Below are 23,657 nucleotides of genomic sequence, written 5' to 3'. Positions count from 1 at the left end.
GGCCCGAGCCGTGAAAGTGCACCCACCCGGGTCGAGCAGCACCAGCCGGGCCGCGAACTCCGCGGACTGCTTTCGGCGCTCCCGGGCGCGTGCGAAGGACTTCAGCTAACACTCTCACGGGTAAGGGAGAAGACCATAGTGAGACGAAGCTATTTTCCCTGGTACACGCATCGCCAGGCCCGTGCGAGGGCCGCTGCGACGCTCGTGCTGGCTCTGGTGGCAACGGTCCTGTCGCCGGGCAGGGCCGCCGCGGCCGACATGTCGGATCTCGGCGAACTGCTCGACCTGACGCGTCCAGAACTCGCCGCGGTGGCGGCAGAGCTCGCCGCCGGTGATGAAGCGGGCGCCGCGGGCGAGCTCAAAGTGTTCTACGCGGGCCGTACCGACGTTCATTACCTGCCGCAGAGCGCGGACGCGGGCGGCGGTGACGCGAGCGCCGATGAGCTCGCGGCGGGGATCTTCCGGTTCGGCGCCGAGACCCGCGACTTCTACAACGACGCCCAGCAGCGGATCGACGTCAACTGGCAGGACGCCTGGGGTGGGACGCAGACCACCCCGGGCGGCGCGCAGGTTTTGATGAGTGACCTCGCGTTCATGCCCAGACTGGTCAGCGCTTACGCGTTCGAGAGTGACCCGGTAAAGCGTGCGGCGTACGCGGCGGCGTGGATGGACATCTCGCTCGACTTCTTCGCCGACAATCAGAGCTGGCCGCAGGGCCGCAACCTGTCGGCCGCCAAGCGGCTTTCACAGCTGGTCAGTGCGTTTTCAGAGTTCCGGACCGCCCCGGGCATCGACGCGAGTGATCTCGTGGCGTACCTGTCCGGCGTGCACGCCACGACGAAGTTCCTCACTGGCGTGATGCAGATACATGTCGGGAACAACTGGTACGTCTCCATGGCCCGCGCGGTCTACGCGGCAGCCGTGTTTCTGCCCGAGTTCTCGGCATCGCCCGGCTGGGAGTGGTTCGCGGTGCGCTCGCTCGAGCGGTTCCTGCGCGCGCACGTGAAAGGCGACGGTGTGTACCGCGAGCCGGCGTTCAACTATCAGGCATACGTGGCGGATCTGCTCAACACCGTCATCAGATTAGCGGATGCCAACGGGCGGACCCTTCCTGATTCGATCGCCCAGACGGCGGACTGGATCGCGGATGCGCTGTTCGCGACCCGTCAACCGAATCTTGAGGTCGCGATGGTGGGCGACTCGCCGAACGCCGATGCCGGTACGGCCGCCATCGGCAGAACCGGCGCACGCAACTCCTGGCCCGATTTCACCTGGGTCGCCTCGGGTCGAACGGAGGGGACCGCCCCGACGCTGCCGTCCACGGTGTATCCGATCAGCTTCGCGGTACAGCGTTCCGGGTGGGACGCCGACGCGCGGTACATGCTGATCAACAACCAGAATTCCAGCTACACCGCCTCGCATCGGCATCCGGACGACCTCAGCCTGGTGATGGCGGCGTACGGGCGTCCGCTGATCGTCGACTCCGGCGTGGGGGACTACAGCGCGACTCCGACGAACGACTGGATGCGCCGCACCACCGAGGCGCACAACACCATCGAGGTCGACGGACTCCCGCAGACCGCCGGCGTCCCCCGCACGACGTCCCTGTGGCGCTCGAACGCGGGCCTCGACATCTACCGCGGTACGACGATGGGCTACCGGCCGGTCGTGCACGATCGCGCCGTCTACTTCATCAAGCCCGGCTACTGGGTCGTCTCCGACGACCTCACGGGTGACACCGCCGCGCACGATTACCGGCAGCTCTGGCACTTCCCTGGTGATCCGGTCACGGTCAACCCGAATACGAAGGTCGCCACGGTCGGCTTCGACACCGTGCCCGGAGCCGCACCGGTTGCCGGCGTGCACCTCGTCCCGGTAGCCCCGGCCGGCGCCGCGCTCACCCCCACTGTCCACGAGGACGGCGCCGTACGCGTTGGCGATCAGGTACTCACGGACGTCGACTACCTGTCGTACGACTGGCGCGCCACCGGGTCGACGGGACTGGACACGGTGGTGGTTCCCGGCAAGGCCGGCGCGGCGCCCGCGGTGACGGCGAAGCGCATCGCTATGCCCGGGGTGGGTCACTCCGTGGCGACCGCGATGGAAATCGGCCTGCCGGACGCGACCGGACGCTTCTACCTTTCGCGGGAGGCGAATCCCGCGTCGAGGGCGTTCGGGGCCGCCACGACCAACGCCGAGACCGCTTACCTCGAGCGTGCTTCGGGCGGCGGGCTTACCCGGTACGCGTTGACCCGCGGGTCGTCGCTGGTCGACCACGGTGCCACCGTTATCGCCGCATCCGCGCCGGTGTCCGACGTCAGTGTGGAGCTGCGAGGCGCGACCGCCCGGATCTCGCTGGGGGACCCGTTCACCGGCACGCTCTCCATCAACGCGCCCAACGTCAAGGCGTTGACGGTGAACGGGACCCCGACCGCGTTCACCCGCACGGGCGACCTCATCACCGTGTCGGTCCAGGCGTCGTTGTCCCCGACGCCTGTGCTCAATGACGAGTTCGCCGATGCCAGCCTGGACCGCACCGTCTACGACTTCAACGGATCCTTTGACGGCTGGACGCCGGTGCAGGGCACCTGGGCGCTAACCGGCGCCGGTCCGGACACGCAGTTGGCACAGACCTCGACCGCGGACATCGTGTCGCTCGCGGCGCTGCAAGATGTACCGGATGACGTGGTTATGGCCGCGGACATCGCTCCCGGGGCAAGCGGCCAGACGACGGCCCGTACCGGTCTCGCGTTCCGCTACCACGATTCCCGAAACTACTATCGGGCCAATGTATTCAACTCCTCGTCGGGAGCGACGCTGCAACTCGTGAAGATATACAACGCGACGACCACGATTCTCGCGGAGACCGCCCTGCCCGTCGGCGCCAACACCCCGCACAAGCTGATCGTTTCCGCGATCGGGAAGCATCTGACCGCCAAAGTCGGCGACACGTCGATCTCCGCGGACGACACACAGCTGCCGACGGGTGGTGCCGCCGCCTTCACGCATCGGCGGGCCGCGACCTTCGACAACATCGTGATCAGGGAAGGGATCGATCAGGCCAATTGGCGAGCAATAGCAGGGGCGGTGTCCGTCGCCTCGGGTCAGTTGCACCTCACACCTCCTGCCGGTGACAGGGCGCACGTCCTAGCCGACTCGACACTGCCGTCGCGCTTCTCCGAGGCGTGCGACTATATTGCGGAGACCACGGTCACGATCAACGGATCCGTCGGTAACGCGGGGATCTCGCTGCGAGACACCACGGACGCGTACGGGTACCGGATCCACCTCGGCAAGACGAGCCAAGGAACCCAGTACGCGAGTATCGTCCGCGAGGCCCACGCGTCGGGTCCGGTCACGGTGGGCACGGTATCCGTCAGCAACCCCTTGACCGGCCCCGTTCGACTGGGTGCGGCGATTCACGGCGACCGCATCACCGTGACGTTGAACGGCGTCGAGATCCTGAAGGCTCGCGACACCGTTGTCCGCAGCGGCGGCGTCGGGCTTTACGCATCCACGCAGAGCACCTTCGAGAACATCACTGTCGCTCAGTCCTGCCAGCGGGAACGCCTCCGGCCAAACACGCCCGGCACCGGCAAGCGCCCGGACCGCAACGACGGAGCTGGCGGGTAGCGGCGTTGCCGGCAGCGCGACCGCCGCGGATGGGTTAGCCGCTGACCCGTCGCGCTCGACTCGATCGCCGGCTGTGTCCGCGCAAAGCACGAGGTTGGTGCGCCGCCCACACCTACGGCGGCGCACCGACCCTGGTGCCGGCACGCGGGCGATGACTCGCGTCGGTACTGCCGGGCTTTCCCACTCAGCCTGGCCGATCACGAAGGAGCTGTGCGTTGTCCCCATCACCCCGAGCCTCGTCACCGGTGCTCGCCGACGCGCCGCACCGTCCGTCGGCGCTGCTGGTCATGCCGCGCGACCTGGTCGACGACGTATACGGACCGGACGAACGCGCCCGCCTGGACCGCCTGGTTCGCTGGGCCGGCCCGGACGCGACGGTCGAGCAGGTCAGCACGCGACCGGCGCTACTGGCCGACGTCGAGCTGCTCGTCACCGGTTGGGGCGGCCCCCGCCTTGACCGCACTCTGCTATCCCACGCGGCCAGGCTCCGTGCGGTCTTCTACGGCGGTGGATCGGTGCGGCCGATCGTCACCGACGAGTTCTGGGCCGCCGGCATCCAGATCGTGTCGGCCGCCGCCGCCAACGCGGTGCCAGTCGCCGAGTTCACATTCGCGCAGGTGACGCTGGCACTTAAGCACGCCCACCGCTTCGAACGCGCGGTACGCCGGCTCGGCCGGTTCCCATCCCAGCCGACGGCGCCCGGAACGTTCGGCTCGACGGTCGGCATACTGTCACTCGGCCTGATCGGCCGCCTGGTGGCCCAACGGCTGTCCACACTCGACGTTCATGTGCTTGCCGCCGACCCGTACGTAGACGCCGCGAGTGCGGCCGCTCTCGGCGTCGAGCTCGTGGGAATCGAGGAACTGTTTCATCGCGCCGACGTGATCACTGTGCACACGCCGTCCCTGCCACAGACCTCGGGACTGATCACCGAGGAACTGCTCGCCTCCATGCGCGAGGGTGCCACAATCATCAACACCGCACGCGGTGCGGTGCTGGACGAGCCGGCGCTGATCCGGGTCCTGCGCCGGCGTCAGGACGTACTCGCGCTCCTCGACGTGACCTATCCCGAGCCACCCGAGCCGGGCTCGCCGCTCTATATGCTGCCCAACGTGGTGCTAACCCCACACATCGCCGGCAGTATCGGACTCGAGCGGCGCCGCGTCGGTCGGCTGGTAGTAGACGAGGTCGGTCGCTTCGTCGCGGGCCAGCCGCTGCTACACGAGGTCCGCGCTGCCGAAACGGCGCTACGCGCATGACCGTTCGCCGTCGGCGTACCCAGCCGATCCCTGGCGGTAGTTTGTCGCCCCTATGGTGGTAGGTAGAGGCTAAGAGTGTGACCCCATGTCGTTTCAGGTGACGCTGTGGATAGAGCTCCTCGCCGCCGGGCTCGGCGGCCTCCAAGGCGCCCTGTTCGCGGCCGGCGAGAGGCACCGCCGCATCGACATACTCGGCGTCATCGTCATCGGGCTCGCCGTATCGCTCGGCGGCAGCCTGCTCCGCGACATACTGCTCAACCAGCCCTCCGTCGTGATCCGGAAAAACTGGTACCTGCCGGTGGCCGGCGCCTCAGCGATCCTCGGCATGCTGCTGCAGCCGCTACTCGCGCGAGCGGACCCGCCGATCTACGGTCCAATGGCAATGTGGACGTCAGGCTGCTGCTCGTGTGGGGTTACGGTATCGATCCGGCCTCGGACACCGATTTTCCGCATGGGTGCGCAGTTTCCCGTGTTGGTGTTCAAAGCCACTTGAACACCTGCTTCTGTACTCGTGCCCGGGTTCGGGGCCGGTCGTATGGGCACGGCGGTGGTCCGTATGACCATCGCGCCGGTGCCGCCCGTGATCCCGGCCTCCCCTCGTGGTGGCCGTCTTAGCGCTGGCCCGGTGCTGCGGCCCGCTTCCGCTGCCCGCCGTGGCGGCCGCCCGGCTGCTGCTCGAGAGGATGGGCATCTCCCCGGCCGACCTGCTCGAGGTACGACCACCGCGGCCCGTGGCGCCGACGTTTGCCGAGTACGTGCCGGTTGTCGCGGCCGCGGTGTCGCCGGGGACGCTGCGCGCGTACGGCTCGTACTGGAACCGGGTGGTGCAAGCATGGGGCGATCGGCGGATCGACGAGCCCCGCCCGTCCGAGATCGAGCAGCTCCGCGTCCAGGCGCAGGCCAACGTGGTGGTACGAAGCAACTCCAGAGGTGGGCGGTCGGCCGCCGAGAACCTGGTGGCCGCATTGCGCTGCCTGTACCGGAAGGCAGTCGATGACGGCTATCTGGACGCCGCCGACAACCCGGCATTGAAAGTCGCCAAACCGCGCCGGCTACCGAGCACCCGGCGAGCGATCGGCGACACGCGCCTGGCGGAGATCAACGAGGTCGCGGCGACGACCGGTAATGACCCGGCCCTGGACAGCCTGCTGATCCGGCTACACACGGAAACTGCCTGCCGGCGCGGCGGCGCGCTCGCGCTTCGACCGCGGGACCTGGACACCGACCAATGCCTGGTCTTCCTTCGTGAGAAGGGTGGCACGTCTCGCTGGCAACCGGTCTCGCCAACCTTGATGCGGCACCTGGTCGCGCACCACGCGGAAAGAGGTGACGGCGACCGGAACGGGCCGTTGCTGCGCTACCGCAACGGCCGGCCATTACCGGTCATGCTGCTCGTCGGGAGGGTTGGCGGGGCCGGGTTCGGTAGCGGGCCAGGCGTCTGGTCATGATGATGACCATGGCCCACTGGACCATGGCGGCGTGGTGTTCGGGCAGGGCTTCGTAGTCGCGCACGGTGCGCCGGCAGCGGTTGATCCAGGCAAAGGTCCGCTCGGCCACCCATCGGCGTGGCAGGACCTGGCCGAAGTCTCGCGACTGAATGACACCGACGGCCTTTTGGAGCTGCTCTTCCTGATCGATGGCGCGAACAAGAGCAGCCAACCCTAAACAACCGCGACGAATGAAACCCGCCAGAAGCACAGGGTGGGATGGGTGGCCTTGGCCTGGTCGAGCAGGTGGGTGCCGATGACGTTGTCGCTGAGGCTGGCGGCGGTGACGATGACGGCGAGCAGCAAGCCGAGGGTGTCGGCGATTCGTGAGTTTCTGAACCAGACATATTCCGCAGCGCAAAGAAGGAAGGGCTCCGTGTAACGGAGGGCGGGTTAACCCCGCCCTCCGTGTGATGTTGTGGCGGAACAGCCGGTAGAGGTCGACACGGTCCACGCCGTTTGGCACGCCGACGGAGCCTGTCGTGCCGCCGGACCGGACGAGGTCGTTCGCGAGGTCGAGGGCAAGGCCCTAGGCGGCGCTGGCCGCCGCGGCTGTGGCTTTCGCGGGAGAACGTCGTACCCAGCGCCGGAGCAGGATCGCTGCGCCGCTGACCGTGAGGATCAGAGCGACGATCGCCAGGGATGCCTGGGACATGAGCGCGGAGAGGTTGTCTAGGGAGCCACCACCCAGATAGCCGACCAGCACGTACGAGGTCGACCACGCTAGGCCCGCCGGCACGCTCCATCGCGCGAATCCCCAGACGGAGGTTTGCCCTTCGCCGACAAGGCGGGGTACGAGAGTCCGGGCACCCATGATCCAGCGGGCCAGGAAGATCGTCCGGCCGCCGTGACGGGCGACCAGCCGCGCGGCGCGGGGGCGGTGGACGGTCCCGATGGACCGCTGGATTCGGCCGTACACGCGGGTCCAGTACTGGTGCGGCTTGTCGCTTGCCGGGTGGCCACCGGCAGAGGGCTGCCGCGTGGCGGGCCCGCGTCGTGCCCGCCGTCGTCCGACGAAGTAACCGATCGCGTCACCGCAGATGACCGCCGACGCCGCCGTTGCCAACACTATGGGCAGCGGGACCACCCCGGTGTAGGCGAGGAATCCCAGTACCAGTGCCGCGGTGACACTGGGAAGGACCACGCCGGCGAGCAGCGCCGGTTCGCCGATGAGGATCGCCGCCGCGACAATTAGCTGGATCGGTGCGGGCGGGGTCGTCAGGATACTCAGAACGCTGGTCATAGCGGTACACTCCAATGTGGTCGGTCGGGCATGGACGCCCCCCGCCACAAGACGATCATCGGTGTCGTCTTGTGTGGTTTGCCGGACCCGGTGCGCGCGTGAAGGGCGGATGGGCGGGTGCCTTATCGCCTAGCGCCCGGGGAGCCGTGCGTACGTGACCTGCGGCCCCGATCGCATCGCGGCGATGCCGGCGGCCCGGGCGTCGAGGTGTAGACCTTCGTGCAGCGACCAGTGAGGCAGTCGACGCGCATATCAGGTGTTCAGGGCCTACGCCGCCTGCGGCTGCTTCGGCTCCGCCGGTGCGGGCGTGTCCAGGACTGACCGGGTGACCAGCTTGGCGATCGCGGTGACGAGTCGGCGGGGGCGTCGGGGTGTGAGGTGCGCGTTGAGGGAGTTGCCGAGGCCTGGTACGACGTACGCCCGGTCGCGGTCGAGGGCGGCGAGGGCGGCGTGCACGACCGTGTGCGCGGGCATCATTTTCCCGCCCAGGGCGGCTCGTTCGCCGACTGTGTCGAAGAAGGAGGTCTGGGTCGGGCCTGGGCAAAGCGCCAGGACACGTACGCCGCGGCCGCGGTATTCCGATCGCAGCGCGAGGCTGAAGTTGAGCACGAATGTCTTGCCCGCGCTGTAGGTGGCGAAGTAGGGCGAGGGTTGGAATCCTGCCGTCGAGGCGACGTTGATGACCGAGCCTCGGCCCCTGGCGAGCATGCCGGGAACGAGGGCGCGGGTAAGGCCGACGAGGGCCACGACGTTGACCATCAGTTGCTCCTGGTCCCGCCCGTCGGGGATCTGTTCGAACCGGCCGGCGGTGCCGAAGCCGGCGTTGTTGACCAGTACATCAATGGTGAGCCCGGCCGCGGCGAGGTCCGCGCTGATCCGGGTCGTGGCGTCCGGTGCGGTGAGGTCCTGGACGATTACCTCGACCCGTACGCCATGCGTGGCGCGTAGGTGCTCGGCGTGTCGTTGCAGGCGGTCCGCGGAGCGGGCCACGAGGACGAGATTGTGTCCACGCTCGGCGAGTTGGGTGGCGAATTCAGCGCCGAGTCCTGCCGATGCCCCGGTGACGAGGGCGGTGCGGGTCTGCTCATGGTTTTCCATCAACTTCTCCATCCACTAGATGTACGACTGAAGCGTAGCAGTTTCTTGGCTATATGCAACAGAGGTGTTGCAGATTGATAGAAATAGGCAACGGTCGTGTACCGTTCAGCCAGACGTGAAGTAGAGGAGAGTGCGATGACCAGGCCGTTGCGCGCCGACGCCGAGCGCAGCGTGCGCTCGATCCTGGAGGCTGCCGACCGGGTGCTCAGCACCAACCCAGCCGCGTCGTTGGAGCAGGTCGCCGAGGCCGCTGGGGTGGCTCGCACGACGATCCACCGGCGGTTCGCCAATCGGCAGGCGCTTGTTGACGCCATGGCCGCCATGGCCGTGCAGCAGCTGCTCGACGCCGTCGAGTCCGGCCGGCCGGAGACAGCGCCCCCGCTGGTGGCGTTGCATCAGATCACCGTCAACGTCCTGCGGACCAAGGTCAGCTGGGGGTTCGCGCTCGGACAGCCAGCCCCTTCCGGTTCACTCGTCGCCCAGATGCAGCAGCAGGTGGTACACCGCTGCCTGGAGCTGTTGGGTCGCGTGCGGGACCTCGGCGTGCTCGACGCGCAGGCAGATCTCGACTGGACCCGACGGGTGTACTACGCGCTCATCGGCGAGTCCCTACACGGCGACGACGCCGAGACCGACCCCGACGTCCTGGCCAGCCGGATCATCGACACGCTCCTATACGGCGCCGGCCCGCGACAACATAGTTCCCATCCAGCCGCCGCTATCGTCAACGACCCCCGCGAGCTTGACGGGGTTCAGTGAAGCCAACCGTCGTTCTCCAGACTTCGGCCGTCCCAGCAGACAGCACCCTTGTCTGCTTTCACGGAGCTCCCGTCGACTTCAGTCGCGCTGTACACCTCACGCCTACTCTCGGTTAGCGGCAGGAGTTGGCCAAGACGCATCCGCTTCATCCTGGACTTCGCCGGCCATGCCTGCGCGGCGAGTGCGACCGCTCAACGCCCGACCTTGAACGATGAAGCTCCGCCCCAACATGGACCGACCGGCTGTAGTCGACACTGCGCGCCCCCAACTACCCACGATCAAGGTGCGACCGATCCTGGTCATCAACCACCCGGGAGAACACCGTGCTCCATGAATTGCTCGCCGAGATTGCCAGCCAACGCGGATACGACTCTGCGGACGGGCCGGAACCGGTCGTCAGCCTGGAGATGTTCTTCGACGGCAACAACGACATCGGATCGATCGGCTGCAACCTGACCGAGCATCCCGGCCCGGAACGCTTCTACGCGATCCTTCGCACCATCCGCGACCGGGCGGACGTTCTCGACGTCTGGGTCGGCATCAGCGAGGTCATGGACGACAACGAGTGGCCCTTCAGCGACCACGTCTACGTGGTCACCACCGCCGCCGCCTCCGAAGTCGCCGCCTGGGCACGGGAACTCCAACCGGAGGAGCCGACCACCGAATGGTGGACGGGCAAACCCCCAGCCCACCCGATTCACATCCCGGCCGGCGCCAGGTTGATAACCCTGTGGTGGGACTGACCGCTGCCGCTGTAAGAGCCGTTTGAATAACCCGTTGGGGCGGTGGTCCCGGGCGCCTTGGTCGATGTTCGCGTGGGTCGTGGACGGCGTGTCGCGCTGACGTGAGGCGGGGTCGTTAGGTACGAGAACTGGCGACCAAACCACGCCTCACCCCAACGACCCCTGCCATGAGTTTCTACCTTGTCGCGGGCGCTGGTGCACCTACCACCCCGGCGCCTGCCGGGCCATGCACGCAGCCGGCCACCGGCGCCACAAGCAACCTGACCGCGTTATTCAAACCGCTCTTAGACGCCTCGCGTCCAGAACTCGAGCGCCGAGCCGTTGAAATCGGGATCGCCTGCGAGGAAGAACTCGTCCCACTTCGGCCCGTTGGACAGCTCCCAGTGCTCGACTGCGATGCCGTCCTCGAACCGCCACGCGCCCATCCCCACGCGCGTCCACACGACGTCGCCGCGCGCCGTTCGGAACGTGCCGTGAACGATGCCGTAGTAGTCGTCGGCGAGGATCTGATCGAAGCCCAGGGGCTGCACGTTCACGTCCGAGAGCATCGCCCGGCGCTTGTGGTACTTCGTCAGGAAGTCCATGCCGGCGGTAACAGTGAGCCGCACGCCGCCGGTGTGGATGATCATGTTCGGCGACATGCGACTCATGATCACCTGCGCGTGCTCCTTCTGGCGGCGCTCCCGCTCGTCCTCGTCGAGGTTCGGATCGGACGCAATCGCGGCACCGCCACGGTAGACATCCGACAGCCACTGGGCGTTCGGATGTGTTTCGGTCAGCATGCTGTTTTCCTATCTGTGAGCGAGTGTCCGACGGACGGCGGCACGCCGTTCAGGTGAGGCCGTAGCCCAAGTCGTGAGACGTCCGCGAACTCGGTGGCGATGCCATGGCGCCCGCCCGCTAGGAGCTCGAGCCGAGCATCCGGGATCCTGTGTACGTTCTGGCCGTGAATTCGGGCAGGGTGAGGGCCGAGTGGGCCGGTCGTCCGGTCGCGGGGGGCATGGCGCTGAGCTTGCGCAGCCTGTTGTTGCGCTGCTCCAGTTCCTGGGCGGTGGTCGGGAAGAGTGTGGCACCGCCCTTGCCGGCCAGCCCCTGGTTCATGGTCACGAAGTCACGGGTGTTGTCTTCGTAGGCGGCGAAGCCCGTGGCGTGGTCCCGGTCGGCCAGGTGACCGGCGAGCATGTACGCGCCGACGAGCGCGAGGCTGGTGCCCTGTCCGGTGAGGAACGAGGGCGCGTACGCGGCGTCGCCCACCAGCGCGACCCTGCCGCTGGACCAGTGGGGCATGTGGATCTGGCTGACTCCGTCGAAGAACAGGTCGTCCGCGTCGTGCATGGCGGCCAGCATGCCTGGGATCTCCCATCCGGCGTCGGCGAAGACCGTGGCGAGCAGTTTCCGCTGGGCGTCCGGGTTCGAGAACGCGTGGAACGGCGGTTCCGGCTGGGCGACGTTCAGGAAGGCGTGCACGTCGTCGTTGTCCCCCACGGCGTAGAGTGCCGCGGCTCTGCCTGGGGTGTTCCACATCACGGTCTCGTGGGAGAGCCCGAAGGTGTTGCGCATGGTGAACACGGCGAAGCAGTAGCCGAGGTACCGGTGGAACTGCTCTTCGGGGCCGAACAACAACTCCCGGGTACGTGAGTGCACGCCGTCGGCGCCGAATACCATGTCGAACGTGCGCCGGCTGCCTCCGCGAAAGCTGACGTCGACGCCGTGGCCGGTCTGGTCGAGGGTGTCGATGGAGTCGTTGAACAAGAACTCCACGTCGTCACGGACCGCCGTGTAAAGAGCGTCGGTCAGGTCCCCGCGCCGCACCTCCAGGTCCCGTCCCTCGACACCGCCGGTGACGGCGTGCGGTTTGAGCGAGACCACCTCGCTGCCGTCGCTGTTGAGGAAGGTCAGCCGGCGCAGGTCGATGTGTGCGTCTCGCAGCCGCGGGAGGATCCCCATCCGCTGGACGACCTCGAGCGCGGTGCCGCGCACGTCGATGGGATAACCGCCGCCGCGAAGTGTGCCCGCCTTCTCTACCACCGTGACCGCGTATCCGTAGCGGTTGAGCCAGAACGCGAGGGTGGGTCCCGCGATGCTGGCCCCGGATATGAGGACCTTGCGCCTCGGCGCGGTACGGGTACCCGTCATTGCTTGACTCCTTTGTTCATGGAACGGGTGACAACCAGGGACAGCGCCGTGACGACGCTCGCGATGACGAAGGCGGCGACGTAGGCGGATTCGGCCGGGACGTCCGATCCATTGGGGGTGCCGGCTGTGAGGACGGCGCCGCCGATCTGTGCGCCGGTGGCGAAGCCGAGCACGCGGATCACCAGGACCAGGCTCGTGGCGGTACCGGTGGTGCCATGGTCGACGGAGGTGGCGGTCTTGATGACCAGCGCCGTGATGCAGGCGCCATTGGCGAGGCTGATCAGCGCCTTGCCGACGATGAGGTGCCAGACCTCGGTGTGGACGAACGCCATGCCGATCAGGCTGGCCGTCATGACGGCGATGCCGGCGGCGACCACGGCGGTCGAGCCGAAACGCCGCGCCGCGAGCCCGCCCAGCGGCCCGCTGATCGCCGCCATCGCGGCGGCGGGCAACAGGTACCGCCCGATGTCGGTGGAACTGGCCCCGAAGCCGTACCCGTCGCCGGACACCGCGAGCAGCTGCGGAACGAGATAGATCGACAGCGCGGCACCTACGCAAAGGGCGTATGTGAGCACATAGGATCGCCAGATCGCGGGCGTGGCGAGCAGGCGAAGGTCGAACATCGGCGAGGCCGCACGGCGTTCGACGGCTATCCATCCGGTCACGAAGGCGGCCAGAAGCACGACGGCGACGACGAGCAGGAGTGGCTGGGAGGGCATGTCGGGCGCCGTGGCGAGCGCGAACATGAGCGTGAGCACGATGCCGCTCAGGAGGGCCACGCCGGGCCAGTCGATCCGAGCGTCCGACCGGGTCGGCTGATCGTCCGGCAACAGCCTGTGGACGAACACGGTGGCCACGACGACCGCGAACGTCGGTATCGCGAACATCCAGTGCCGGGACAGCCCTTCCGCGATGGGTCCGGCGATCAGCGTCCCCAGCATGCCGCCGCCCACGAAGAAGCCGCTGACCATGCCGATGGCCACCGGAGACTCTTCCGCTGGGAGGAGCTTGCGGATCAGGATGAACGAGAGTGGCATCGCGCCCACCATCGCGCCTTCCAGGACCTGCCCGAGCAGCAGCACCGGCAGGTTCGGCGCCAGCGAGGACACCAGGCCGCCGGCCGAGACCACGACCATCAGCCAGATCATGACCCGTTTACCGCCGTGACGGTCACCAAGGACGCCTGCGATGGGCGCGGTAAGAGCACCGGTGACGAGCATCGCGATGCTCAGTAGTGCCCCCTGGGCGGGGCTGATCGACAGTTCGCGCTGCAACAGCGGGAGTGTCGGTGACACCACCGACTCCAGGGTTCCGATGGCGCCAGCCAGGATGCTGACGGCCCCGACAGCGGACCTTCCGATGCGGAGCGGGGGAGCCAGAGGCGCGGTCATGGACGTCCCTACCTTTCCTCAGGGGCTGATCGCGATTGGAGACATGGCCGATGCGGTCGTGGCTGCCGCCCCGCGGTCGGTGGAGCGAGCGGAGGCGTGGCCGAGGCCGGTCACCGCCAGCACGACGAGCGCTGCCGCTACTACCGCGAGACCTTCGTGCACCTGGCACAGCGCCGCGCCGGTGACCGCGCCGATGGCGATGAGCGTGACGGCCGCGCCTCGACGCAACGCCGCTTGACCGCGGGCCGCTCCCAGCCGGGAGTCGGCCGCGAGGCCGGTCAGCACGGAGGTGACGACCACCGTCGTGACGTCCTTCACGCCCAGGTGGCGGGCCGTCGCCGCCTGTACGCCCATGGCCAGGGCGAGCGACGACGTCATCGACGCGCGGGCGGTAGGGGCTCCCACCCCGGTCACGGCCATGCTGAGCGCCGTGGCGGCCAGAACCAGTCCGACGCCGCCCAGCAGGACCGTGCACCGGGGGCTCCAGTTCGGCGCGGCGGTGCGCAGCACCCGCCCGGCAACGGCTGCGCCGACGAGAAAGGACACCAGCGCCACGACCGGACCGAGGACCGGCAGCCCCGTCCTGCCTGTGGCCGCCATGCCGAGGATGACCACGTTGCCGGTCATGTTGCCCCCGAACACGTTGTCCAGGCGCAGGTACCCGACAGCGTCCACGACGCCCGTCGCGAAGGTAAGGGCGAGCATCAGCCCCAGAGGCGTCACGCGCTGTCGCACGCTCACCGCCCCGCCGCGTAACCCTGTGCACCGCGCGGGTTCGCCGCCGCCTGGAGGACGCCGCTGTCCGGATCACGTGTGACGACTGACAGCCGGCCCTGGCTCCACGGTCCGGAGACGGTCACGTCGTGGCCACGTTCGCGCAACTCGTCGACGACGGCCCCGCCCGCTCGTTCCTCGACCACCAATCCGCCGGGCGTCCAGGTCCGCGGCCAGAACGAACTCGGTACCGAGGTGGTGTGGAACGCGGGTGCGTCGATCGCCTCCTGCGGATCCAGCCCGAGGGCGAGCGTGCGCACCAGGTAGATCAGTTGCCATTGGTCTTGCTGGTCACCCCCCGGTGTGCCGAGCGCGGCCACGGGCCGGCCGTCGCGCAGCAGCAAGGTCGGAGACAGCGTCGTGCGGGGCCGCCGTCCCGGCGCCAGGCGTGACGGGGCGGCCGGGTCCAGCCATGTCATCTGGAGCCGTGTGCCGAGCGCGAAACCGAGTTCCGGCACGGCGGGGGAGGACTGGAGCCACCCTCCCGACGGTGTGGCGGAGATGATGTTTCCCCAGCGGTCCACGACGTCGATGTGGCAGGTGTCGCCCCGGGTCTGCCCGGTCTGTTGCACGGTGGGTTCTCCCACGCCGTCGGCCCGAACCGCGTGCTGATCGGTGACCAGCGGTGGTGTGTACGGTGTGACGCCGATGTCACCGGGCCTGAACGCGGTCGACGCGACCGGGCCGATCAGGCCGGCACGCTCCTTGCCGTACCGCGGGGACAGCAGGCGGCGCACCACGGCCTGCGCATCCGCCGGATCCAGGTCTCCGTAGAACGCCTCCCGGTCGGCCATGGCCAGCTTCAAAGCCTCGGTGATGGTGTGTATGCCCCCGGCGGTCGACGGATCGATCTGTTCGTCGTCGAAGTGGTCGAGCATGGACAGGGCCTCCAGCAGCACGGGACCCTGGGACCACAAGCCCGCCTTCGCCACCGTGATCCCCCGGAACTCCGCGGTGAGCGCGGGCTCGACGGACGGAAGGAAGTCGGCGAAGTCGGCGGCGGTGACCACTCCGGCGTGGTCCCCGCCCGAGGAATGTCGATGCGGCGTCGCCGCGAACTTCGCCACGGCGGCCGCCACGAACCCGGTTCGCCAGGCGCGCCGCGCGGATTCGATCCGGGCTGTCCTCGTCTCGCCGGCGCCGCTGGTGCTCAGCCGGCGCAGGGTCTGGGCGTAGGCGGGGTTGCCGAGGGTCGCATTCGGTTGCGGGACTTGTCCTCCGGGCATCCACAGCGCGTACGACGTCGGCCAGTGCGTCCGGAAGAGATCCTCGACCGTGGCCAGGACGCGTGCCAACTGGGGTACGACCGGAACTCCGTGCTCCGCATAGTCGATCGCGTAGGCCAGGACGTCGGTGAGCTCCCAGGTGCCGAACTCGGCGAGCAGCCAGAGCCAGGAGTCGACGGCGCCCGGGACGGCGGCGGCCAGGGCGCCCGCGCCCGGGACGTGGTCCAGCCCTTCGGCCCGGAAGTGCTCGATCGTGGCTCCCCGCGGGGCATGGCCTTGCCCCGCCAGCACGAGCGGAGACGATCCCGCCGCGGTCGCGAACACGGCGACGAGGTCACCGCCCGGCCCGTTGAGATGGGGTTCGGCCACGTGCAGCACGAAGGCGCCGGCCGTCGCCGCGTCGAACGCGTTTCCGCCCCGCTCCAGCACGGACTGGGCCGTCGCGGAGGCCAGCCAGTGCGTCGACGCGCACATGCCAAAGGATCCCCGCAGCGTGGGACGCGTCTTGTGGGCTGGAGCGTCCATGTCTGTCACGTCCCGTTTCTCATCGCGGGTGGTGGGCGGCGTGATGGGCGGCGAGGACGTCGCCGCCGAAGTCGGTCTCCGGGTCCCGCCACACGGCGTGGGCGTGGTTGACGCCGCGGTGGATGTTGGTCCACTCGACGAGCAGCCGCGGGCCTTGCAGGCGGTAGTAGTGCGGCTCTCCCGCCGCGGTGGAGCCGGCCCAGGCGAGGTGCACGGCGTCCAGCGCCGCCGGGTCGTCGTAGCGGGGCAGCGGGGAAACCCCGGCCGGTACGCGGTCGAGGTAGGTGCCGAGCAGGGCCCGCAGCAGCTCCCGCTGCGCGGCGTCGAGTTCGGCGCCCGGCACGCCCTTGGGCATCGGGGTCAGGGCCACCGCCCGCTGGTCCGTACCGTCGAGGCCGGTGGCCGGGTCCTCGGCACGGTCCGGGGTGTGCTGGCCGGGGCGCCAGAGCTCGCGGCGCTTCACCACGCGGTCGTGGATCCGGGTGCTGTTGCCCGCCACGATGTCGTTCGGAGCGCGTGCCAGCAGCACCGCGCGGGCGGCGAGCTCGGGGCGCAGTGAGCGAACCAGCTCGCGGGCCAGCTCCTCGGCCGACCCCAGCGGGCGCAGCGTCGCGCCGCCCAGCAGCGGCGACACGGCCGGGTCCGCGCCCAGGAAGCACGGCGTGGTGGCGGCGACGCGCCCGTCCACCACGAGGTTGTTGAGCGAGACGTGGTGGCCGCCGAACCGCCATCCCCACGGTCGCCGCCCGCCGGGCTCGCCGAAGACCCGCAGGTAGTACATGCCGGGGTCGCGGGTGCGTTCCCGCCCCCAGTTCACCGAGAAGCTCTCGACGCGGTCGAGCACGTTTTCCAGGCCGAGCACGGTGGCGACGGTGGTGTACCCGGCCTCGGACAGTCCGCTCGCGACCAGCCGCATCACCAGCCGATGCTGGGCAGGACGCTGTTGGTGAAAGGTGAGCCCGCCGTGATCGGTGGGCGTGTAGAACCAGCGGGTGCGCTCGGCCTCGGCCACACCGTCGGCGCCCGGCGCCGGACCGACCGCCACCGTGCGCTGGTCCGCGTCCAGGGAGTCCAGCCACGCCTGGGCGGCCTCGGCCATACGGCTCCCGACCTCGCCAGCGGCGTCAGTCATTGTGGCGGACCTGCATCGGTCGCGGGCACGCCCTTGTAGTCGATGCGTGCGTCGCGCCGGGTTCGCGCTCAACCTGCTGCCTTACCACTGCTACCCCTGTCGAGAAATAGCGAGAGACATCCCTGACTTGAGAGGATCTTATCACATAAGAGGTGCCGGGAAAGGCCGCGCTCGCCACCGCTGAGTAACCGGATCAGCAGCAAGTGCGCCGCGCACGGAACAGCCGCGCACCGCCGGAGCCCGGCGCCGAGTTCGTCGGGTCGGCGCCTGCGCCCGGGACGATCAGCCGGCCCGGGCCCATCCACGCAGCGCGCCGCCGTAGGCCTCGGTCAGCCGCGTGATGACCTCGGGGCGGGACAGGTCCGTCTCCTGTAGCAGATCCTGGATTTCCCGCGGGTCGAACATCATGTTGGCGAGGAACACGGCGTACTCGATCATCTTGTCCGGGAGGCCGATGTCGTCGAGCAGCCCCTCCACCGGCCTGCTCCAGGCATCCCGCACCGCGACCATGATCTCGTTCCCATCATGGAGCCGCTCCAGATAACCTCGCCTGGATCGGAGCTGCACCAATGCCGGCCCGTGCTCGGCAAGCAGGTCCACCCATTTGTTCACGACGGAATCGAACAGCGGTCGCCCTTCCGCGGTCGATGCCGCACTGAAATCGCGGAGCTCCTCGACGACGCTGAGCACATAAGCCGCGAGCACCTCGTCCAGCGAGGAGTAGTAGCGGTAGGCGGTAGCTGGGCCGACCTCCGCGCGGGACGCGACGGCCTGCATGGTGAGCTGATCGGGCGCCTCCCGGGCAAGCTCGCCGACGGCCTTGAGGAGGCGCCGACGGTTGCGGCGGGTGTCACTGCGTGGCTGGCGCCCGCCGCGCCGGGAGGCCTGCTGATCGGTCATGGCCCCTCCGCCCTCGCCGAACCTCATTGGATTCTCTCATCGCCGAGATGACGGACGATGCGGGCCAGGCCGGTCCGCAGCTCCTCCTCAGAGGCCGCGAACGAGATCCGGACGTGCCCCTCGCCCGAGGGCCCGTACTCGGCGCCGGCCCGCACCATCACCTCCCGCTCGGCGAGCTCGCGAACGACCGCCTCGGAGGGCAGGTCGGCGTCGTAGCGAAGGAACCCGTAGAACGCTCCCTCCGGCGGAACCAGGTGCAGCCCGGGAATGCCGGACAGGTGGGCGACCACGAGCTCGCGACGCTGCCGGTACCTGTCGACCATGGCATCAACGACGCTGTCCGGCAGATCAAGAGCAGCAAGGGCCGCGTGCTGGACCGCCGTATTCAACGAGCCGTTGTAGGTCCGGTGCGCGTGCGCCACCGCGTCCACCACCGCACGCGGCCCGGTCAGGTACCCAACGCGCCAGCCGGTCATCGCGTAGGTCTTGGAGAACGTCTGCACGTACACCGTCCGATCGCGCAGCGATTCGATCTCCAACGCCGAGGTGAACACATGCCCCGGATAGACCAGCCGGTGGTACGCCTCATCGCTGACGACCAGGGTGTCGGAGCCGTCGAGCAGCTTCCCGAGGGCCTCGAGCTCCTCCTCGCGGTGCACGATGCCGGTCGGGTTCGACGGATTCGAGAACATCATCATCGCCGCCCCGGGAAGCGCGGCGGCCAACGCGTCGAGGTCCCAATGCAGGTCCGGGGCGAGCGGGACGAAGTCCACCGTCCCCCCGGCGAAAACGACCAGATCGGCGTAGAGCGAGTAGGCGGGCTCCGGAATGACGACACGGTCGCCGGGGTCGATCATCGCGAGCACGGTGGCCGCCAGCGCGGCAGTCGCGCCGTGCGTCACCACGACGTCCTCCGCGGTCCACGTCCGGCCCGGATGCGCCGGCAGCCTGGACGCCAACGCGGCGCGCAGCTCCGGCAGGCCCTTCTGGTCGGCGTAGTGCGTGTCTCCCCTGCGCAAGGCCGCCGCGGCGGCCTCGATCACCGGTGACGGTGTCGGGAAGTCCGGCTCGCCCATGGCAAGGGAGACAGCCCCCGGCGGTGCCGGGCCAAGGGCCGGGCGCCGCGAGCAGCGGCGCAGCTCCTCCATCCGGAGGGCGGGCACCATGGTGGTCACAGGGCCACCGCCGCACGGCCGGCGCGCGCGGCAAGGATGCGCTGCCGGAGCGCCTCCTCCTTCTCGCCGATCCCGTCGACCGCCTCCACGACCTCCATCACGCGGTGCCGTGGAACGACGACGACGCCGTCGGAATCACCGACAAGAACGTCACCTGCTGCCACCACCACGCCGCCGACCGCCACCGGCGCACCGATGGTGCCGGGCCCGTCCTTGAAAGGTCCGGCGGGGGTGACCGCACGCGCGTAGACGGCCAGGCCCAGCTCGGACAGCGCCTGGACGTCGCGGACGGCACCGTCGACCACCGCGCCGACGACCCCGGCATTCACCATGATCTCACCGATGAGGTCCCCGATCAGCGCACGGGTCATGTCCCCGTGCCCGTTGACCACCAGGACATCGCCCGGTCGGGCCTCGTCGAGCGCCCGGTGGATGGCCAGGTTGTCACCCGACCGCACGTCCACCGTCAGCGCGTTTCCAAGTAGCGCGGCGCGCTCGGTGAACAGCCGGATGCCGCCGTCCATGACGGTCATCCGCTGCAACGCGTCGCCGACGTTGGCCGCCGGCACCTGCCCCAGACGGCGAGTCTTCGCCACCGCCATGCGATCCCAGCTCGGAGCGATGAACAGCCTGTCCGTCGCCGCAACAATGAACACCGTGGGTTCCGTTCTCAAATAAGAGAGTCATCTCAGATAGGAGAACCATAGCCCACGAGGCGTCCGGCTACAACGACCCGAGCTGCCCGAGCTGCTCAACGCGCGGAGGGAGTCAGCCCGGAGCGGCCTCAACGGAGCGGCAGAAACCGCGAAGTAGGTCCGGATGGCCCACCTCGATGACCTCCGGACCTCCTCTGCGACTCACATCGGATTGGAAATAGGGCGTGAGTGGGATAGACCCGCAGCGGACCGAAGGCCGCTCCCTGCATCGCCGCGCCCGCAGCGTGAGGCTCTCAAAAGGCCGAGGTGTGCCGAGGCTATTCGATGGCGAGCGCCGCCTCGGCCGGCCGGCCACGCGTCGCCCGCCACGCGGGCAGGAGCATGGCTCCGAGCGTCAGCAGGACGGCGAGTGCGGCCGTCGAAACATAGATCCACGGGGAGCCAGCGGGTACGACCGAGTCGAGGCGCTTGAGGCTGACCGGCACCAGGACTCCGATCACGGCAACCGTGCCGAGCGCGATGCCGCTGGCGGCCAGGATCGCGCCCTCCAGGCCGACCATCCGCAGCACCTGGCCTCGAGTCGAGCCCGCGAGCCGCTGCAACCCGAACTCCCGCCGCCTCGCCGCTGTGCTCGACGCCAGAGTGTTGATCACCGTGATCGCCGCGTACCCGGCGATCATGAGGACCATGATGTAGATCGCGAAGTTGGCGGTCTGCTTCTGGTCGTCATGCTCCCTCAACAGGACGTCGCGTCCGGTGACGGCCAGTCCCTTCTCGGCGGAGGTCACCTCGGTCAGGTCCGCCACCAGCTGCTCGGGGTCGGTGTTCGGGCCAGATCTGACCAGGATGCGTGTCGGGTATCCCTCGGTGGTGTGGGCGGCCAGGGTGTCGGCGGGGAGCAACAGGGTGTCGTAGTCGTCCGGAGCGGAGAACAGCGCGGCCACCCGTACGTCGAGAGCGGTGTTGTCGCCCATCCGCAGCCTGATCGTGTCGCCGACATCGACGCCCAGCGTGTCGGCGTGCTGGTCCTCGATCGCGATCGTGTCGTCGTGCAGGTCGGCGATGCTGCCCGCGGTGACCTGGACCGGCGTGGTGGCGTCGGCGCCCTCGGCGGTGACGCCCTGAAGGGTCCAGCCCTCGTTCATCGGAGAGCTGTCCTTCGGACTCTCGATGAAGCCGACACTGTCGACGTACGCCGAGGCGCCGGCGACGCTCGGCAGGTCGTCGATCCGTTCCACCAGGTCTGCGTCGAAGCGGTCCTGAGTGGTCACCACGGCGTCGGCGACCAGGTTGTCGGCGAAGCTGCGCCGATCAGCCTGGTCGTTGGTCGCCTGTAGGTACAGGATGCCGGTCGACACTGCGGTCAGCAGGATGACCGGCCCCATCACGGCCGCCATCCGGCCGCTGCGGCCGCGTGCGTTGAGCACGGCGAGTTGGCCGGTCACCCCACCCAAGGCGCGCACGGGCCACTGCACGGCGAAGGTTGTGACCTTGGTCAGCACGGGTGCCAGCGAGGCGAACCCGATGGCGAGGAGGATCACGGCAGGTGCGGCGGTGGCCGGCGTGAGCGGTCCACTCATCACGGCGATGGTCACGATGGTCATGGCCAGCCCACCGCCGAGGAAGATCACCGCCAGCAGCAAGCGCCCGGCGCCGATCAGCCTGCCTTCGACGGAGACCTCCGTGAGCGCCTGGGTCGGCTTGACGCGCGACGCCCTTCTGCCGGCGCCCAAGGCACCGGCCAAGGCCGCGAGGATCGCCACCGCCATGGCGGCCGCGGTCGGGATCCAGCCTTGATGGAAGACCACGCCCTCCGCGGCGATCCCGCGCTCGGCCAGTTGGTCGAACACGAGCTCGCCCAGGAACTGGCCCGGGAGGTAGGCCAGTGCGGTGGCGAGCAGGGACAGCAGCAGCGTCTCGCGAAGGATGAGCCGGCGCAGTTGACGAGGTGTCGCTCCCACGGCTCGCAGCAACGCCAGGTCCTGCTGGCGCTGGGCGATCGCGAGGGCGAGCATGGAAGCCACCCCGAAGATCGAGACCAGGATCGCGTAGGCGGTGAGGACTCCGGCCAGGGCCATCACCGTGACGCCGCTCGCCTTGGCCTCGCGCAGTTCGGCCTGCCCGCGTTCGTCACCGACCAGGGTGATGGTCCCGCGGTCCAACTCGGCGTCGATCCGCTCCCGGAGCTCGCCGATGTCCACTCCCGGCTTGGCGATCACACCGATCGCGTCGACCGTACCCGCCGGCGGGTCACCCTCGAAGACGAAGCTTTCGGTCTTTCGCACACCGGGCAGCGCCGCGATCGTGTCGGCCAGCCCCGCGTCGATCCGGACCCGCTCGGGCAGGATCGGCGGTTCGTCAGGGTCGCCGCCGGAGTCGTGGTATTCCTGGTCGCCGGCGACGACGACGTCGGCCGAGGCCATCTGGCGCGGCGGCACAGCCGTGCGGATGCCGGTCTCGATCAGGCCGCCACAAGCCATCATGATGGCCGCTGCGATGAACATGGCGAGAAAGGCCGCCACGAACATGCCCGCGCGAAACCGCAGGGTGCGCAACGCGAACGCCAGCATCAGCGCTGCCCTCCCCGGCTCGTCGCCAACCGCGGGAGCGGGCCTTCGTCGGCGAAAGCACCCAGGTGGGTCATCCGGTCGGCCACGGACTGAGGAGTCGGCGCGTCCAGCTCACCAGCCAGCCGCCCGTCGGCGAGGAACAGGACGCGATCGGCGTACGAAGCCGCGACCGGATCGTGGGTCACCATCACGATCGTCTGGCCGGCCGCCTGTGACGCGTGCCGCAGCAGCGCGAGAATGTCACGCGCGGTCCTTGTGTCCAGCGCGCCAGTCGGCTCGTCGGCGAAGATGACGGCGGGTTCGCTGACCAACGCCCGAGCGATGGCGACCCGCTGCTGCTGCCCACCGGACAGCTCCGCCGGACGGTGGTTGCTCCGCTGGGCCAGGCCAACCTGCTCCAGGACGGTCGAGACCCGGCCCCGGGCCGGTTTGCGGCCGGCGAGCCGCAGCGGCAACGTCACGTTCTGCCGCACGGTGAGGACCGGCAGCAGGTTGAACGCCTGGAAGACGAAGCCGATCCGGTCTCGGCGCAGCTTCGTCAACTCGGTCTCGTTCATCTCGCTGAGCTCGTGCTCCTCGATCCGAACCGAACCCGACGTCGGCTGATCGAGCCCGGCCGCGCATTGCAGCAGGGTGCTCTTGCCGGAGCCCGAGGGCCCCATGATCGCTGTGAACGTTCCTCGGCCGAACCGCGTCGTCACGCCATCGAGCGCGACCACCTGGTTGTCGCGCCTCCCGTAGACCTTGCGGACGGCCGTCAGCCGCACCGCGTCGGTGATGTCTCCGGTGTCCTTCAACGTTTCTTCCCCGCCGCTTTGCCGTCCGACCCGGTGCCGGACGATTCACTCACCAACCCTGTCGTCCACCGCGGTGCCGCACATCGTTTGCCGAAACCGTCTTCGCCTGGTGCACGCGGACCAGCCCCAAACTGCTTCTAGTGCAGACGCACT

The 23,657-nt window shown here is 68.8% G+C and carries 21 protein-coding genes; 7 read left to right on the top strand and 14 right to left on the bottom strand.

Features of this window, described 5'->3' with window-relative positions:
- Positions 1-138: 138 nt before the first annotated feature.
- From AC5L36_RS39280 to AC5L36_RS39260, 5 genes are all read left to right on the top strand, one after another.
- Positions 139-3,633, top strand: coding sequence for an alginate lyase family protein (locus tag AC5L36_RS39280; protein WP_441223771.1), 3,495 nt, complete (start codon positions 139-141; stop codon positions 3,631-3,633).
- Positions 3,634-3,848: 215 nt separating this feature from the next.
- Positions 3,849-4,892: a hydroxyacid dehydrogenase gene (locus AC5L36_RS39275; protein ID WP_441223770.1), complete on the top strand. Its 1,044-nt coding sequence runs from the start codon at positions 3,849-3,851 to the stop codon at positions 4,890-4,892.
- 85 nt (positions 4,893-4,977) lie between these two features.
- Positions 4,978-5,385 (top strand): trimeric intracellular cation channel family protein, encoded by a 408-nt coding sequence (locus tag AC5L36_RS39270; protein ID WP_441223769.1) that lies wholly within the window; start codon positions 4,978-4,980, stop codon positions 5,383-5,385.
- 160 nt (positions 5,386-5,545) lie between these two features.
- Positions 5,546-6,340: a site-specific integrase gene (locus AC5L36_RS39265; RefSeq protein ID WP_441223768.1), complete on the top strand. Its 795-nt coding sequence runs from the start codon at positions 5,546-5,548 to the stop codon at positions 6,338-6,340.
- Between the two features lie 31 nt (positions 6,341-6,371).
- Positions 6,372-6,557 carry a hypothetical protein gene (locus AC5L36_RS39260; RefSeq protein WP_441223767.1) on the top strand — a complete coding sequence of 62 codons (186 nt, stop codon included), beginning with the start codon at positions 6,372-6,374 and terminating at the stop codon, positions 6,555-6,557.
- On the opposite strand, the gene AC5L36_RS39255 is transcribed toward AC5L36_RS39260, so the two are convergent.
- The 3 genes from AC5L36_RS39255 to AC5L36_RS39245 form a co-directional block, all read right to left on the bottom strand.
- Positions 6,554-6,685 (bottom strand): hypothetical protein, encoded by a 132-nt coding sequence (locus AC5L36_RS39255; RefSeq protein ID WP_441223766.1) that lies wholly within the window; start codon positions 6,683-6,685, stop codon positions 6,554-6,556. The two genes, AC5L36_RS39260 and AC5L36_RS39255, sit on opposite strands and share 4 nt — an antisense overlap.
- Positions 6,686-6,908: 223 nt before the next feature.
- A complete protein-coding gene (locus AC5L36_RS39250) occupies positions 6,909-7,622 on the bottom strand; it encodes a DedA family protein (protein WP_441223765.1) in 714 nt (237 codons plus the stop codon).
- Between the two features lie 267 nt (positions 7,623-7,889).
- Positions 7,890-8,720 (bottom strand): SDR family NAD(P)-dependent oxidoreductase, encoded by an 831-nt coding sequence (locus AC5L36_RS39245; RefSeq protein WP_441223764.1) that lies wholly within the window; start codon positions 8,718-8,720, stop codon positions 7,890-7,892.
- Positions 8,721-8,855: 135 nt separating this feature from the next.
- Between AC5L36_RS39245 and AC5L36_RS39240 the strand changes: the two genes are divergently transcribed.
- Together AC5L36_RS39240 and AC5L36_RS39235 are read left to right on the top strand one after the other, a co-directional pair.
- Positions 8,856-9,479, top strand: coding sequence for a TetR/AcrR family transcriptional regulator (locus AC5L36_RS39240; protein WP_441223763.1), 624 nt, complete (start codon positions 8,856-8,858; stop codon positions 9,477-9,479).
- Between the two features lie 323 nt (positions 9,480-9,802).
- Complete coding sequence (locus AC5L36_RS39235) at positions 9,803-10,222, top strand: YfbO family protein (RefSeq protein WP_441223762.1); 420 nt, start codon at positions 9,803-9,805, stop codon at positions 10,220-10,222.
- Between the two features lie 284 nt (positions 10,223-10,506).
- Here the strand turns inward: AC5L36_RS39235 and AC5L36_RS39230 are convergent, their stop codons facing one another.
- The 11 genes from AC5L36_RS39230 to AC5L36_RS39180 form a co-directional block, all read right to left on the bottom strand.
- Positions 10,507-11,004 (bottom strand): hypothetical protein, encoded by a 498-nt coding sequence (locus tag AC5L36_RS39230; protein ID WP_441223761.1) that lies wholly within the window; start codon positions 11,002-11,004, stop codon positions 10,507-10,509.
- Between the two features lie 118 nt (positions 11,005-11,122).
- Positions 11,123-12,358 (bottom strand): FAD-dependent monooxygenase, encoded by a 1,236-nt coding sequence (locus AC5L36_RS39225; RefSeq protein ID WP_441223760.1) that lies wholly within the window; start codon positions 12,356-12,358, stop codon positions 11,123-11,125.
- On the bottom strand, positions 12,355-13,749 hold the full coding sequence (locus AC5L36_RS39220; protein ID WP_441223759.1) for an MFS transporter: 1,395 nt from the start codon (positions 13,747-13,749) through the stop codon (positions 12,355-12,357). Before AC5L36_RS39220 ends, AC5L36_RS39225 begins: the two co-directional genes overlap by 4 nt.
- A gap of 18 nt (positions 13,750-13,767) precedes the next feature.
- Positions 13,768-14,472 carry a YoaK family protein gene (locus tag AC5L36_RS39215; RefSeq protein WP_441223758.1) on the bottom strand — a complete coding sequence of 235 codons (705 nt, stop codon included), beginning with the start codon at positions 14,470-14,472 and terminating at the stop codon, positions 13,768-13,770.
- A 14-nt stretch (positions 14,473-14,486) separates the two neighbouring features.
- Complete coding sequence (locus tag AC5L36_RS39210; RefSeq protein ID WP_441223757.1) at positions 14,487-16,274, bottom strand: gamma-glutamyltransferase family protein; 1,788 nt, start codon at positions 16,272-16,274, stop codon at positions 14,487-14,489.
- 19 nt (positions 16,275-16,293) lie between these two features.
- Complete coding sequence (locus AC5L36_RS39205; RefSeq protein ID WP_441223756.1) at positions 16,294-17,406, bottom strand: DUF3500 domain-containing protein; 1,113 nt, start codon at positions 17,404-17,406, stop codon at positions 16,294-16,296.
- A gap of 282 nt (positions 17,407-17,688) precedes the next feature.
- Entirely contained in the window at positions 17,689-18,306 is a 618-nt protein-coding gene (locus AC5L36_RS39200; protein ID WP_441223755.1) for a TetR/AcrR family transcriptional regulator, read from the bottom strand.
- Between the two features lie 23 nt (positions 18,307-18,329).
- Complete coding sequence (locus tag AC5L36_RS39195) at positions 18,330-19,472, bottom strand: pyridoxal phosphate-dependent aminotransferase (protein WP_441223824.1); 1,143 nt, start codon at positions 19,470-19,472, stop codon at positions 18,330-18,332.
- A 5-nt stretch (positions 19,473-19,477) separates the two neighbouring features.
- On the bottom strand, positions 19,478-20,137 hold the full coding sequence (locus tag AC5L36_RS39190) for an RraA family protein (RefSeq protein ID WP_441223754.1): 660 nt from the start codon (positions 20,135-20,137) through the stop codon (positions 19,478-19,480).
- 317 nt (positions 20,138-20,454) lie between these two features.
- Entirely contained in the window at positions 20,455-22,707 is a 2,253-nt protein-coding gene (locus AC5L36_RS39185; RefSeq protein WP_441223753.1) for an ABC transporter permease, read from the bottom strand.
- The gene (locus AC5L36_RS39180) at positions 22,707-23,504 is read right to left on the bottom strand and encodes an ABC transporter ATP-binding protein (RefSeq protein WP_441223752.1); all 798 of its coding nucleotides are present in this window, start codon (positions 23,502-23,504) and stop codon (positions 22,707-22,709) included. The genes AC5L36_RS39185 and AC5L36_RS39180 overlap by 1 nt, the downstream gene beginning before the upstream one ends.
- Positions 23,505-23,657 lie beyond the last annotated feature (153 nt).

This window comes from Phytohabitans sp. LZ39, from assembly GCF_059359075.1.
This window is presented reverse-complemented; position numbering and strand designations above follow the sequence as displayed.